The organism is Pseudodesulfovibrio portus (assembly GCF_026000375.1).
GTDB lineage: Bacteria > Desulfobacterota > Desulfovibrionia > Desulfovibrionales > Desulfovibrionaceae > Pseudodesulfovibrio > Pseudodesulfovibrio portus.
Genome location: NZ_AP026708.1, coordinates 2,892,131 through 2,906,032, shown reverse-complemented (window position 1 = coordinate 2,906,032; position 13,902 = coordinate 2,892,131). Strand labels below are relative to the sequence as shown.

The window sequence follows — 13,902 nt, the reverse complement described above, 5'->3', positions numbered from 1 at the left end:
CCCTCTCTTTTCCTAAACTTTTTATCGCGCCTTCGGCGAAGCTGTTCGACAGCAGGGATGTAAGGAATTCTCGCCACACTGCCTCTTCAACCGCCGTGAGCGCCGTTGGTGCCACCGGCACCAAACAGCGGGTCACCTGACTGCATCCCGAACAACGCCATCCCCGCAAACACACGGCTTCAGGCTTCGTAGAGTGGGTCAGGTGTGCATTTTCGGAGTGCGGTTTAACCGGAGGCGTAACCTAGCTACGGTGAGGATTAAACCGTGCTCCGAAAATGTGCAGATGGCCCGCTATCCGAAGCCGCATCCCGAACTTGAAGTTCGGGCCGTTTAATGAAATAGTGCGCCGCCATGGATGATAAAAAGCCCTACCTCGATGACGATGGAACCCTGGTCATCCCCTTCGAATGCTCGGACCACGCCTACAAGTACTGGAAACAGGAAGGCAAGCCCCTGACCGACATCCTCAAGGAACTCAACGCCGATCCCGAGACCTGGGCCCGGTACACCCATGTGACCTTCCCCGAAAACGGCGACAACGGGAATGAGTAGCCCTGTTCCGCGCCCTTGCCCGGACCGCCCGTCTATTCTATAAACCCGTATGCGCACCGCATCCCTGAAACACTGGGCGCTCTTTTCCGCGCCGCTCCTCGCCATGCTCGCCGTGGTCCTCCTGGCCTGCGGGTCCGAGCCGGACGTGGCCGTATTCTTCAAGGACCACCGGGCCGCCCATCCCGCCCTGCGGACCGCCATGAAGTGGCTGACCGACTGGTCCAATCCGGTCTTCTACGTCGGCTACGGCATCTCCCTGCTCATGGCCTGGAAGACGAACAACATGAAGCGGGTGCGTTTCATCCTGATCCTGCTCGCGGTCCAGGCGGTGGTGGCCGGACTGGCCGTCCATTTCCTCAAGCAGACCATCGGCCGACCGCGCCCCGGGCAGGGCGAATGGTTCGACCCCATCACCACCAAGGGCGCACAGCACTCCCTGCCCTCGGGCCACACCACCGAGATCACGGGCTGGACCCTGCCGCTGGTCCTGCGCGCCAAACGGTTCCTGCTGACCGGGGCGCTCGCCGTATTCGTCGCGGCCGTGGGCTTCTCGCGCATCTATCTCGGCTGGCACCACCCGTCCGACATCTTCTTCGGCTGGCTGCTCGGCAGCTTCGGCGGATTCGCCGCCATCATCATCGCGGACTCAACGCTCTTCACCACGAGGCGATAAATGGCCCCCATCCTCTCCCGCACCTGGACCCGCCTGGAAAACCACCCCTGGCTGACCATGACCCTGGCCGTGCTGGCCCAGACCTGGTTCACCATCGGCAACCGGGCACTCTGGTTCTCCGACGAGGTGCGCTACGCCAACGCCTACCAGAACCTGGTGCAGAACGGGAAATGGATGGTCCTGTCCCTCAACGGCCAGCCGTATCCGGACAAGCCGCCGGTCTATTTCTGGTTCCTCTGGCTCATCGACAAGTTGACCCCGGCGGACATGCCGCAGGTCTTCTTCATCGGCGCGGCGCTGTCCGGTCTCTTATTCATCTTCGCCGCCTACCGGCTGTCCCGGACCCTCAGGTTCGACAAGGCCGTCAGCCTGGGCGCGGCCCTGATCCTGCTGTCCACCTTCTTCCTGGCCGGGCTGTTCCACTACTCGCGCATGGACCTCATGTTCGCCGCGCTCATAGTGCTCGGCCACGGCTGCCTGTACCGGGCGTTCACCGAAGAAAAACAGGGGTGCTGGCCGCTCTGCGCCTTCCTGCTCGGCGGCGTGGCCACCCTGATCAAGGGACCGCTCGGCTTCCTGTTCCCGCTGCTGACCGCCTTCATCTGGCTGGCCTGGCGCGGGGAGCTGAGGAAGTTCTTCTCCCGGCAGATGGGCGCGGGGCTGCTGGCCATGCTGGCCATGATCGGGGCCTGGGTGGCCGGAGTCGTCCTGGCCGAGGGACCGGACTTCCTGCTGAACACGGTGCTCGGCAAGCACGTCATCCAGCGGGCCACCCGGACCTTCCACCACCGCGAATCCGTCTGGTACTATTTCATCGCCTTCCCGCTCGCCTGGCTGCCCTGGACCCTGGCCGCGTTCGCCGCCCCGGTCGGCAAATACCTCTCCCTGTCCCGCTGGGGCGAGATGTGGGCCGCAAGGCGCGAAGCCGGACCGCGCGCCTTTCTCTGGATCATGTTCGCGGCCACCTTCATTTTCCTGTCCTCCCTGAGCGGCAAGGTCCTCATCTACATCCTGCCCATGTTCCCGCCGCTGGCCCTGCTCACGGCGGACTTCATGCTGACCGGCGAGGAGAAACGCGTCACCCGGCTGTGGGCCCTGATTGCCGCGGTCTGGCTGGCCGCCGGCACCGGGCTGCTGATCGGCGGCGACATGCTGCCCTTCCCGGTGCCCCTGCGGGGGCTGGGCCTCTCCGCCTGCGTGCTCCTGATGGGGGGCGGCGGACTGTTGCTCCTGCGCGCCAGGGGGAGCCGGGCCTGCCTGCTCACTGCGGCCATGGCCATGATCCTCTGGATCTATCCGGTGGGATTGCTGGTGGCCCCTTCACTGGACGACGCCATGTCCCCCAAGCGGCAGGCGACCATCATCAAGGAATACGCGGACGCCGGGTACGAGCCCCACGCCATCAAGATTTATTCAGGTATCTTCGCCTATTACTCGGGATACGACCTGATCGAGACCAACCACCTAGACGAGCTGGTCGAGACCGTCAGGGACAAGGAAAAGGTGGTCCTTTCAGTGCGGGAAACCCAGTGGCCGCATTACAAGCCGCAGCTGCCCGGTTTCCGCATCGTGGACCGCCAATACATCGCGGGCATGGTCTACCTGATCGCCGTGAAGGGATGATGCTCTTTCGTTAGACAAACTCTAGACTTTCCACTATAGTCTCTGGTCAGTTATGGTCGGAAAAGTACTGCATACCCTCTTGCTCCTGGCAACTGCCGCCATTCTCGTCGGCTGCGCCGTCTACCCCGCCGTGCAGGTGGCCGGGCACGCCATGACGGGCTATGACGCGGCCGTCCTCGTGGACGACTATCTGCCGCGCAAAAACATCGAGGGAGGCGAACAGTGCGCCCTCGACCTGGACCGGATGCTCGAACGCCGCCTCCGGGAAAGACTGCGCCTCAAATGCCGCCAGCCCGTTGCCGCCCACGTCATCGACGCCAACGCCTATCTCGTGGGCCCGGTCCGGAACAGGGCCCAGGCCGATCACGCCATACGGACCGCAGCCACGGTGCAGGGGCTGAAGACCATCACCTGCAAATTCTATCACGCCCCCACAACCGACCAAACCCTCGAAGGCGCGACGCTGCACGAAGAACTCCTCAGCCGCCTCAAGGAGACAGGCTGGCTGGAGAGCGTGGACCTGCGCGTCGAGACCGTGGGCACCAACGCCGTGTTCATCGGCAAGACCGAAGACTACCGCCAGAAGACCCAGGCCCTGGCCATCGCCTCCGAGGTGAACGGCCTGACCGAGGTCGTCGACTACATCTCGGTCCGCGAGCCCCTGCCCGGCGAACAACGCCACGGCGACAAGCTGGCCGCGAGATAAGCGCCCCGGTTCCCGCCCCTCTCATCCTGCGAAACGCTCTTCGCAGGAGTCGAGCTTGAGCGGGCAGCATGCTTTTTGGAAAATGGAAAGCCCCCGTCTCTTTCGAGGCGGAGGCTTTTATTATCGGGTTCGGATTGCCGCTAGTCGATGCAGGCGAATATCTTGTCGAAGGTCTTGAGCACTTCCAGGCCGTCCTCGCCGGTGATGGGCACCGGGGTGCCCTGGCGCAGCGCGGTCAGGAACTGGGTCAGCTCCTCCTTCACCGGCTCGCGGAACATGAGCGGCCATTCGCGCACGGAGTAGGACTTGTCGTAGGTGGAGAAGGCCGAGTATTCCTTGACCTCCTGGGTGATCAGGTTGGCCTGGACGTACTTGTTCTCGCAGGCCACGTTGATCATCCGGCCCTTGTACGGGGTCACCCAGTTGGTGGTGATGTTGGCCAGCACGCCGTTTTCCATCTCCGTGGTGATCAGGGCGGAATCCTCATGCTCGCCGATGGAGCTGGAGCAGACCGCGTACACGGACTTGAACTCCGAACCGGTCAGGTAGCGGATCAGGTCGATGTCGTGGGACCCGAGGTCCTTGATCACGCCCACGTCCTGGATGCGCGGCGGATACGGGCCCACGCGCTCAATCTGGATGGAGATGACCTTGTCGTCCTCGCCGCTGATCAGTTCCTTGACCCGGGCAACCGCCGGATTGAACCGCTCCACATGGCCGACCATCAGGGCCACGCCCTTCTCCCTGGCCTTGGCCACCAGCGCTTCGCCCTCTGCGGATGTCTTGGCCAGCGGCTTCTCGATGATCACGTTGACGGACTTGTCCATGATCGCCATACCGGCCTCGTGGTGCAGGCTTGTGGGCACGCACACGCTCATGGCGTCCAGGTCATGAGCCAGCAGCTCATCCAGGGTGGCATAGGTCTTGACGCCGAACTGGGCCGCGACTTCCTCGCGCGCCTTTTCGTCCACGTCCACCACGCCGACCACTTCCACGTCAGCCATTTCAGTATAATTGCGCAGATGCACCCGACCCATCCAACCCAGGCCGACAACTCCAACTTTCATCATATGAAAAACCTCGTTTTACGTTCGTGTTTGCGTGTGCTTTCTACAGGGCAAAGTTCATCCTGGCAACCTTGTGCATCCATTCTTCCCTCCCCGTCTTGCGGGCGCTTCCCACATGCGGTACTAACCTCCCATGGACAAAGGAAATTCACTAGGCCCCATCTGGTTCAGCGTGGGCGAGGCATCCGGCGACCTGCACGGCGCGGAACTCATGAAGCGGCTGAAGGAGGCCGAGCCCGCCATCGGTCTCACCGGCATGGGCGGCCCGGCCATGGAGGCCGAGGGGCTTGCCAAGCGCTACGACATGGGCCTCATCTCCCTGGTGGGGGTCACGGAAATCCTCGGCGGCCTGCCCCGCATTCTCGGGCTGCTCCGAAAGATCAAGCGCGACCTGATCCGCATCAAACCCCGGGCCATCGTCCTGGTGGACTGCCCGGAGTTCAATTTCCGCATCGCCAAGATGGCAAAAAAACTCGATATACCGGTCTATTACTACATCAGCCCGCAGATCTGGGCCTGGCGCTCGGGCCGGGTCAGGTTCCTGCGCGAATACGTGCGCCGGGTCATCTGCATCCTGCCCTTCGAGAAACCGTTCTACGCCAAATTCGGCATGGACGTGGACTACGTGGGCCACCCGCTCATGGACGTGCTGCCCCTCGAGGAGCTGGACGCGCTCCCGGTCGACGACAACCGCATCGGCATCCTGCCCGGCAGCCGGACCAAGGAAATACGCACCCTCCTGCCCATCTTCGGCCAAACCGCCCGGCTGCTGAAAAAGGACCACCCGGACCTGACCTACGTCATGGTCTGCGCCCCCGGGCGGGACGAGGCCGAACTGGCCGAGTTGTGGCCCGACGACATCCCGGCGGAGTGCGTGACCCCGGACAACCGGTATGAGACCTTCCGCTCCTGCAAGATGATCCTGGCCGCGTCCGGCACCGTGACCCTGGAGACCGCGCTCATCGGCACCCCGGCCCTGGTCACCTACGCCGTGTCCCCCCTGTCGGCCATGATCGGCCGCTGGCTCATCAACGTGAACTACATCTCCCTGCCCAACCTCATCGCCGGCCACGCAATCTACCCGGAACACATCCAGGAGGACGCCAACCCCGAAGCATTGGCCGCCAACGCCCGAAAATGGCTGGACGACCCCGCCGCCTACGCAGGGGTCAAGAAAGAGTTGGCCTCGCTGCGCACCATGGTCGGCGAGCCCGGCGCGCCGCGCAGGGCCGCAGCCATCATCCTCGACGACCTGGCCCGGCTGGGCCGTTGAAGTGGCACCGCCCCTGATTTTCTGCTAATCTCCAATACCATGAACCGATTTGCCGTCCCCCTGAATCTCCCGCCCTGTGCGCCCCTGCAACCCGAATTCCGACGCCATTTCTCCGGCTGGCACCTGGGCATGGGACAGCCCGGCTCCCTGGCCGGATTCCTGCCCGGCCTCTTCCAGCTGGGCGCTGAAAAGCCCGGCTGCAAGAACGCTGCCCTGGGAATGGCCCTGTGGGCGTTCCAGGCCCACCCCCTGTCGCCGAACCTGGCCGCCTGGGGCGTGCGCGGACTCAAAGAGGGGCTCAAGGCGGGCGACGCCGCAGCCCGTGCCATGCTCGTTGCAGCCAATGCCGCGCCGCTGGACGACGGCGACGCCGAGGCCATGGACACATGGTATGAACTGGCGCGCCAGGATGACCGATCACTCATCCTCCGCTTCCTGGCCGTGGTCCTCGGCGACCCGAACAAGGGACTGTCCTGGCTCGACCACGTCTGGCAGGACTGCATCCACCTCGGCATGCCGGATATCCCGGCCGCCGCCCTGGACATGGTTCCCTGGCCCGACGCGGCCCTGCCGCTGAAGCAGCGCATGGAGGCGGACCAGGCCTTCCATTGCCTGCCGCCCGAGACGGCCCTGCCCGTCGTCGAAGGCCTGGACCCCGACATATGGGGGCTCTGGCGGGCCTACGCCGGAGGCGAACTGCTCCTGCGCATGGGCAGGAAGGGCGAAGCCAAGGGCCCGCTGGCCGCGCTGTGGAAGATGATTCCCTGGCACGTGAACCTGACGCTCAAGCTCTTCGACCTGTTCAATCCGTTGCAGCCCGGCGACCCGGCTGACACGGACTCCGTGGCCGTCCTGGTATACTCATGGAACAAGGCGGACCTGCTGGCCGACACCCTGGACAGCCTGCTTGCCAGCGACATCGGACAGGCAAAGGTCTTCGCCCTGGACAACGGCTCCACCGATCACACGGCGGAGGTGCTGGGAAAGGCGCGACAGGCGTTCGGGCCGGACCGGTTCCACATGGAGACCCTGCCCATCAACGTGGGAGCTCCCGCCGCCCGCAACTGGCTGCTCTCCCTGGACGGGGTGAAATCCGCCAAATGGGCGGCCTTCCTGGACGACGACATCGTGTTGCCCGCAGACTGGCTCCTGCGGCTGCTCGGCGCGGCCAGGGGGAGGGACGGCCTCGGGGCAGTGGGCTGCCGCATCACCGCCGCCTTCCCGCCGTACGGCCTGCAATCCGCGGACTACAATATTTTCCCCACACCGCCCGCGCCCACCAGGCCGGGCGAGCTGCCCAACCGGGTGCAGGTCTTCGACAACTGCGCCGGATCGCTGGACACGGGGCTGTTCACCTACACCCGGCCCTGCCTGTCCGTGTCCGGCTGCTGCCACATGGTCAGCCTCGCCTCCATCGAGAAGACCGGCGGCTTCGACCTGCGCTACACCCCGTCACAGTTCGACGACCTGGACCGGGACCTGCGCGCGTGCCTGGAGAGCATGCCCGCCCTGTACGTGGGCGACCTGGCCATCCGGCACGTCCAGCATTCCAGCCTGGCCAAGTCCCGCACCGCCCGGCAGATCGGCCAGGTCATGGGCAACAAGTTCAAGCTCGACACCAAGTATTCCGACGAGGAATTGATTCGCCTCGCCCAGGCCAACCAGGCACTCTTATGGTCGGACCTGGAACAAAAGTGCGCCTTCCTGGTTGACCGCCTCGGCCTCAGTGCCTAATTCCCTGCATACGAAAACCCAAGGGGGAATGCATGGCCGAAGATGTGCGCGTATACGGTGACTTCCACCGCATCAGCCCGGACATATATGAACAGCTCAAGGGAGCCATCCCGTTCGACCAGGTGGAATACGACGGCGACGTCCTGCGCGTGGACCACGAGGGACCCTATCTCTATATCGACGACTTCCTGGAACTGATCCGCGACCTGCTGCCGGAAAACGGCTACGGCCACGTGGAATACATCGACGAGGTGGAATGGGAGGTCACCCGGTACACCATCAAGCCGGGCGGTATCCAGTCAAAGGTGGTCAAGGTCGACAACGTGGTAGACGCCCACCAAAAAGAACACGGCCTGTAAAATGGGCGGGGGCACCGCATCTGCTGCGTTCCAGCCAACTTGCAGTAGAAGGCTACTGCTGCGTTGGCTGCGCCTTGCAGCTGCGGCACCCCCGCCCATTTTACGCGGATTGCCCGCTGGAGAATGAAAAGGCTGCCCCTTGTGGGGCAGCCTTTTCATTTCTGATTCTTCCCCCGAAAGCCCAAGGCTTTCGAGAGTGGGGTAGCTGTGCATTTATAGTGAATTGTAGGCGAGTCTTCGAGCCGTACAAGATCTAATGCCCACGGGTATCTCGGGTGGTTGGAAACCGGAGGCGTAGCAGCGCTACGGTGAGGATTTCCAATCCGCCCGAAAAATGTGCAGATGCCCCGCTATCGAAAGCCGCCTACGCGAAAGCGCTCCACAGCATCCTGGTGCCAACTATGAACAGCAGGATGGCGAATATCCTTTTCAGCTTGTCCACGGGCAGGCTGTGCGCCAGCTTCGCGCCCAGGGGGGCGGTCAGGACGGACATGGAGATGATGCCCAGGAAGGCCGGGATGTAGATGTAGCCGACGTGCGGACCGGGGATGCCTTCCACGCCCAGGCCGTTGACCACGAACCCGGCGGTGCCGGACAGGGCGATGGGCAGCCCCACCGCCGCAGCCGTGGCGATGGCCACGTGCATGGTCTTGTTGCACCAGGACAGGAAGGGCACGGTCAGGGTGCCGCCGCCGATGCCGACCAGGGCGGAGAAGACGCCGATGACGTTGCCCACGCCGAAGAGACCGACCTTGCCGGGCAGCTCGCGGGTCGGCTTGGGCTTGATGCCCATCAGCATCTGGGTGGCCACATAGTACAGGAACACGCCGAACAGCGCCTTGAGCCACATGGTGGACATGAGCGAGGCGATCCAGGCGCCGAGGTAGGTGCCCAGGATGATGCCCGGCATGAGCCGCCAGAATGCGGTGTAGTCGATGGCCCCGCGCTTGTGATGGGCGCGCATGCTGGACAGGGACGTGAAGATGATGGTCGCCAGCGAGGTGCCGAGCGCCACGTGCTGGATGTGCTCCACCGGGAATTTCTGGGCCTCGAATGCGAAGTTGAGCATGGGCACGATGACCAGCCCGCCGCCGATGCCGAGCAACCCGGCCAGGACCCCGGCCAATGCGCCCAGGGTGATGTACAGAAGATACGTCGTCAACATTTGGTGTTATCTCTTTATTCCGCTTTCGGGTTCATACATCCCGCCCCCGCAATGATTCCCCGCGAAGCGACAATTCGGGAAAAGGGTGGATGTGGCATGGGGAAAAGGGAGAGGCCCGGCCCGCCCACGGGTGGAGTCGCTCCCCATTGCCCTTCCGCCGAAGACGTTCCTAGAACAGGACGTTGAGGTCTATGGCCGCAATGTCCCGGCAGCCGGTCAGGACCATGGAGCCCACGAGCTGCCCCTTGAGGGTCTCGTAGTACTTTTCCACGCCTTCCTGGAGGCCGCCCACGGCAGCCACGGAAACGGGACGGCCGATCATGACGCAGTCCGCGCCCAGGGCGAGCATCTTGAGCACGTCCACGCCGGTGCGCACGCCGCCGTCGACCAGCACGGCCAACTTGCCCTTGACCGGCTCGGCCACCTCGTGCAGGACCTCGGCGGTGCCGGGAGTGTGGTCGATGACGCGGCCGCCGTGGTTGGAAACCACGATGCCGTCCGCCCCGACCTGGGCGGCCAGCTCGGCCTCATCCGGGGTCATGATGCCCTTGACGATGAACCTGGCGTCCCAAGAGTGGACCTTTTCGATGATCCGGGCCAGCTCTTCGGGAGTCTTGGGAGACACCGGGCGGCCCATCTGGCGCAGGGTGACCAGTCCGGCGGCGTCCACGTCCATGCCGAAGGTGGTGCAGCCGAGCTTGCGCGCCTTTTCCAGCTTCTCGTCGAGCTCCGCGCCCTCCCACGGCTTGATGAACGGGATGCCGTGGCCGTTGTTCTTCTCGATGGCCGCGAACCCGGACTCGTGGATGAACGGGGGCACGCCGTCGCCGGTGCAGCCGATGACCCCGGCGGCCCTGGAACCGGACACCACGGCGTCGGCATAGTCTTCTTCGGACACGCCGCCGCCCATGTTGAACGACACGCCGCCGATGGGCGCGGCCATGACCGGCATGGACAGCTTGTAACCGAGCACCTCGGTGGAAGTGTCCGGCTGGGTGGCGTCGTGCAAAAGCCGCATGTTCACGCGGATTCCCTCCAGGGCCTCCACATTGGACTTGAACGAGGAACCGGTTCCCACGCCGCCCATACCCGGGACTTCCCCGGCGCAGGCGCGGCCGTCGCACACCTTGCAGACGCGACAGAAGCCTTTCATCAGATCGCGGGCCTTGTCATTGACTTCCTTCATCTCAAATCTCCTTAGAATTTATTTGGTTCCGAAAATTATCTTTTCCACTTCGTCCAGGTGCTCGCGCATGGCGCGCTCGGCCTGCATGCCGTGACCGTTCTTCAGCGCGGCCACGATGGCCCAGTGTGACGCCACCGACGCCTTCTGCCGCTCCGGGGACTGCACGTCGTCGGCCCGGCTCCGGGCCAGGGCGTCGTGCAGGGCGGTCACCAGCTCCCTGAGCACCTTGTTGCCAGCGATGTCGGCCAGCAGCTGGTGGAACCGCTGGTCGTGCTCGCCTCCCGAAGAGCCGGTCCTGATGGCCTCCTCCTGTTGGTGAAGGATCGCCTCCAGCCGGGTGATGTCGTCGGGCTTGGCCTTGCCCGAGGCAATGGCCGCGATCTCGGGCTCCACCATCTTGCGCACGTCGAACACGTCCGCCAGGCTGTAGTCACCGGCCAGGATGGCGTCGATGAGCGACCCGGCCTGGGGTACGGGCTGATCATCCATGCGGCGCACGAATGTCCCGGCCCCCTGGCGGCTTTCCAGCATGCCCGCCTCGGCCAGGGACTTGATGCCCTCGCGCACAGTGGTCCGCGACACGCCGAACATCTCGGCCATGACCCGCTCGGCAGGCAGCCGGTCCCCGGGCGACAAATGGCCCTCATCGACCATCCGGCGAATCTGGACAACGATTTCTTCGGAGATGGATTTTCTGCCAACTCGCTGAATTTCCATACTTTCCCCCTAATTGGTTAGACCAATCTACCAATTAGACCAATGTTCCGGCGACGTCAACCCCTTGTGCATGCCGAGTGGCGCTGCGGAGGAATGTTTGCCTGGACATTTGCGGAGGATCAGAGCAAAGAAACAACCGTTTGCCCGGACGCCGGGTCCCTCATTCGGCCCCTTTTCGCCAGGCAACGGGAGAGATAATAACCCTATTCACCAAAACCGGCCAAAGCCGGTACCATATCATCATGAACAATCTAGAAAAGAAGTACGGCTTCTGGACCGCGACCGCCATGGTCGTGGGCATCGTCATCGGCTCGGGCGTCTTCTTCAAGGCGGACGACGTCCTCAAGGCATCGAACGGCAGCCTGACAACCGCGCTCACGGCGTGGCTCATCGGCGGGGCGATCATGATCGTCACGGCCTACGTGTTCTCCAACATCGCCACCCGCATCGAGCGGGTCAACGGCGTGGTCGACTATTTCGAGCAGGCCTACGGGCGCAACGCGGGATACATGGTCGCCTGGTTCATGACCTTCATATACTACCCGACCCTGGTGGCCGTGCTGGCCTGGGTGTCGGCCAACTACACCCAGGTGCTCCTGGGGTGGGAACAGGGCGTCTGGCCCATCGCCGCCCTGTACATGACCGCCTTCTTCCTGCTCAACTACTTCTCCCCGGTCCTGGCCGGGCGCTGGCAGGTGACGGCAACGGTCATCAAGCTCATCCCGCTGGCCCTGGTGGCCGTGGTCGGCACCGTGGCAGGCATGGGCTCCGGCATGACCGTGCAGAACTTCACCCAGGCCGCCCAGACCGTGGCCGACTCCGGCGGCGGGCTGGCCGTGGCCACCCTGTCCACGGCGTTCGCCTACGAGGGATGGATCATCGCCACGGTCATCAACGCCGAGCTCAAGGACGCCAAACGCACCCTGCCCCGCGCCCTGGTGGTGGGCACCATCGCCGTGGTGGTCATCTACATGACCTACTACCTCGGCATCTCCGGCGTGCTGACCAACGACCAGGTCCTGGCAGAGGGCGACGGCGCGCCCGTGCAGGTCATCGCCCTGATCTTCAGCAAGGTGTCCGGCACGCTGCTGACCGTGTTCGTCATCATCTCCTGCCTCGGCACCCTGAACGGCCTGATCATGGGCTCGGCCCGGGGCATGTTCTCCATCGCCTCCCGCGACATGGGCCCCCGCCCCGACCTGTTCAAGCGGGTCAACGCCGCCTACAACTCCACCACCTCCTCCGCGCTCATGGGCTTTGTCCTGTCCGCCTTCTGGCTGATGGTCTGGTATGGGAACTTCAAGGGCTGGTGGGGCGGCTTCATGGACATCTCGGAGCTGCCCATCGCCTTCCTGTACGTGATCTACATCTCCCTCTACTTCTGGGTGACGAAGACCTTCACCGACCTGGGCGGGTTCAGCCGCCGCGTCTGCCCGTTGCTGGCCGGGGCCGGGTCCCTATACATCATCTGGGGAGCCATCCAGAAGGACATGTTCGTCCACTTCCTGCTCCTGTCCCTGCTCATCCTGGGCGCGGGCCTGCTCCTCAAGAACGACCGGAAAAACACCCGACGGTAACGGGCGACGACGCGAACGGAAAGCCCCCGCGCATCGGATGCGCGGGGGCTTTTCTTATCGGCGGCTACACCCGCTTCAGGGTGTGCAGGGTGATCTCGGGGGTGGTGCCCAGCCGGATCGGCGGGCCCCAGTAACCGGTGCCCGTGTTGACGTAGAGCACCGTGTCCTCGTGCAGGTGCAGGCCGCGCACGTAGGTCTGGAACAGGTGGATGACGAAGTTGTAGGGGAAGTACTGTCCGCCGTGAGTGTGACCGGACAACTGGACGTCGAACCCGGCCTTTGCCGCCTCGTGGATGGAATTGGGCTGGTGGGCCAGGAGGATGGACACGTCGAACTCCGGCGCGCCCTGCATGGCTGCGGACGGGGACGACACATGGGTCGGCTCGATACGCTGGCTGCGATAATCCGACACGCCGGCCAGGAGGATGCGCCCGCGTCCCGTATCGATGAGCCGGTGCTCGTTGACCAGCGGAGTCATGCCCAGCCGGTCGGCCTCCACCAGCCATTCGTGGACGCCCGAATAATACTCGTGATTGCCGGTGCAGAACCAGACGCCGTGGGAAGCGTGCAGCTCGCCCATGGGCGCGATGTCCTCCTTGAGACCGTCCACGGACCCGTCCACCAGGTCGCCGGTGTGCACCACCATGTCCGCCCCCAGCCGGTTGACCGCGTCCACCACCATGCGCGCCCACCCGGACCGGATGGTCGGCCCGATGTGGGTGTCGGAGATCTGGGCGATGGTGAAGCCGTCGAGCCCCTCGGGCAGCCCCACCACGGGCAGGACGCTGTTCACAACCGCAGGTTCGCGCCGAGCGTTGAACATGCCGTACCCGGTGAGCGGCAGGGCGGCGGCGAAAAGCGCACCGTTGGTGGCGTTGAGCATGAAGCGGCGGCGGTCCAGGTCCGGCTCGATGAAGTACGGACGTTTGCTGCGCCGGACAAAGAGCTTGTTCAGGCTGGACATGATCGACGAGATAAGCCGGGGAATGTCGCGGACGAACATCAGAATGATCAGGATGGAGATGAACCCAAGGAAGGTGAACCCCACCCAGTCGATGGAATCGCAGACCAGGCATTCGTACTTGCTGCCCGAGCGCTGCATGAACCAGGTGATGCGGTGGCCGTACATGAGGATGGCCAGCATCAGCCAGAGGGTGATTTTCCGCTTGCGGCCCACGGGCAGCGGCGCGATGAGCCGCCATCCCAGATAGAGGACTATCAGGGTGGTCACGGTCATGACGATAACGGCCCAGGTCAACATACGCAATTC

General features: G+C 64.0%; 13 protein-coding genes. 8 read left to right on the top strand and 5 right to left on the bottom strand.

All coding sequences use genetic code 11. From position 1 onward, the window contains the following. The first annotated feature begins 351 nt into the window (after positions 1-351). From OO730_RS13870 to OO730_RS13855, 4 genes are read left to right on the top strand one after another with little or no spacing between them, the layout of a single operon-like run. Positions 352-552, top strand: coding sequence for a hypothetical protein (locus OO730_RS13870; protein WP_264982071.1), 201 nt, complete (start codon positions 352-354; stop codon positions 550-552). 49 nt (positions 553-601) lie between these two features. After that, positions 602-1,225 (top strand): phosphatase PAP2 family protein, encoded by a 624-nt coding sequence (locus OO730_RS13865; protein WP_264982070.1) that lies wholly within the window; start codon positions 602-604, stop codon positions 1,223-1,225. Then, positions 1,226-2,848 (top strand): ArnT family glycosyltransferase, encoded by a 1,623-nt coding sequence (locus OO730_RS13860; RefSeq protein WP_264982069.1) that lies wholly within the window; start codon positions 1,226-1,228, stop codon positions 2,846-2,848. It abuts the gene before it with no gap. 52 nt (positions 2,849-2,900) lie between these two features. After that, on the top strand, positions 2,901-3,554 hold the full coding sequence (locus OO730_RS13855) for a BON domain-containing protein (RefSeq protein ID WP_264982067.1): 654 nt from the start codon (positions 2,901-2,903) through the stop codon (positions 3,552-3,554). 140 nt (positions 3,555-3,694) lie between these two features. On the opposite strand, the gene OO730_RS13850 is transcribed toward OO730_RS13855, so the two are convergent. After that, positions 3,695-4,624, bottom strand: a complete 930-nt coding sequence (locus OO730_RS13850; RefSeq protein WP_264982066.1) for a Gfo/Idh/MocA family protein — start codon at positions 4,622-4,624, stop codon at positions 3,695-3,697. Between the two features lie 130 nt (positions 4,625-4,754). Between OO730_RS13850 and lpxB the strand changes: the two genes are divergently transcribed. From lpxB to OO730_RS13835, 3 genes are read left to right on the top strand one after another with little or no spacing between them, the layout of a single operon-like run. Further along, a complete protein-coding gene (lpxB, locus tag OO730_RS13845) occupies positions 4,755-5,894 on the top strand; it encodes a lipid-A-disaccharide synthase (protein ID WP_264982065.1) in 1,140 nt (379 codons plus the stop codon). Positions 5,895-5,933: 39 nt separating this feature from the next. After that, on the top strand, positions 5,934-7,628 hold the full coding sequence (locus OO730_RS13840; RefSeq protein ID WP_264982064.1) for a glycosyltransferase family 2 protein: 1,695 nt from the start codon (positions 5,934-5,936) through the stop codon (positions 7,626-7,628). Positions 7,629-7,660: 32 nt separating this feature from the next. Then, the gene (locus OO730_RS13835) at positions 7,661-7,987 is read left to right on the top strand and encodes a hypothetical protein (RefSeq protein WP_264982063.1); all 327 of its coding nucleotides are present in this window, start codon (positions 7,661-7,663) and stop codon (positions 7,985-7,987) included. Positions 7,988-8,351: 364 nt separating this feature from the next. Here the strand turns inward: OO730_RS13835 and OO730_RS13830 are convergent, their stop codons facing one another. The 3 genes from OO730_RS13830 to OO730_RS13820 all read right to left on the bottom strand — a co-directional run bounded on the left by OO730_RS13830 (position 8,352) and on the right by OO730_RS13820 (position 11,055). Continuing rightward, positions 8,352-9,152, bottom strand: a complete 801-nt coding sequence (locus OO730_RS13830) for a sulfite exporter TauE/SafE family protein (RefSeq protein WP_264982062.1) — start codon at positions 9,150-9,152, stop codon at positions 8,352-8,354. A gap of 169 nt (positions 9,153-9,321) precedes the next feature. Next, complete coding sequence (locus OO730_RS13825) at positions 9,322-10,338, bottom strand: alpha-hydroxy-acid oxidizing protein (RefSeq protein WP_264982061.1); 1,017 nt, start codon at positions 10,336-10,338, stop codon at positions 9,322-9,324. Between the two features lie 18 nt (positions 10,339-10,356). Next, entirely contained in the window at positions 10,357-11,055 is a 699-nt protein-coding gene (locus OO730_RS13820; RefSeq protein WP_264982060.1) for a FadR/GntR family transcriptional regulator, read from the bottom strand. A gap of 242 nt (positions 11,056-11,297) precedes the next feature. On the opposite strand from OO730_RS13820, the gene OO730_RS13815 reads away from it, so the two are divergent. Next, the gene (locus OO730_RS13815) at positions 11,298-12,632 is read left to right on the top strand and encodes an APC family permease (protein ID WP_264982059.1); all 1,335 of its coding nucleotides are present in this window, start codon (positions 11,298-11,300) and stop codon (positions 12,630-12,632) included. A gap of 64 nt (positions 12,633-12,696) precedes the next feature. Here the strand turns inward: OO730_RS13815 and OO730_RS13810 are convergent, their stop codons facing one another. After that, the gene (locus OO730_RS13810) at positions 12,697-13,893 is read right to left on the bottom strand and encodes a metallophosphoesterase (protein ID WP_264982058.1); all 1,197 of its coding nucleotides are present in this window, start codon (positions 13,891-13,893) and stop codon (positions 12,697-12,699) included. Positions 13,894-13,902: the final 9 nt, after the last annotated feature.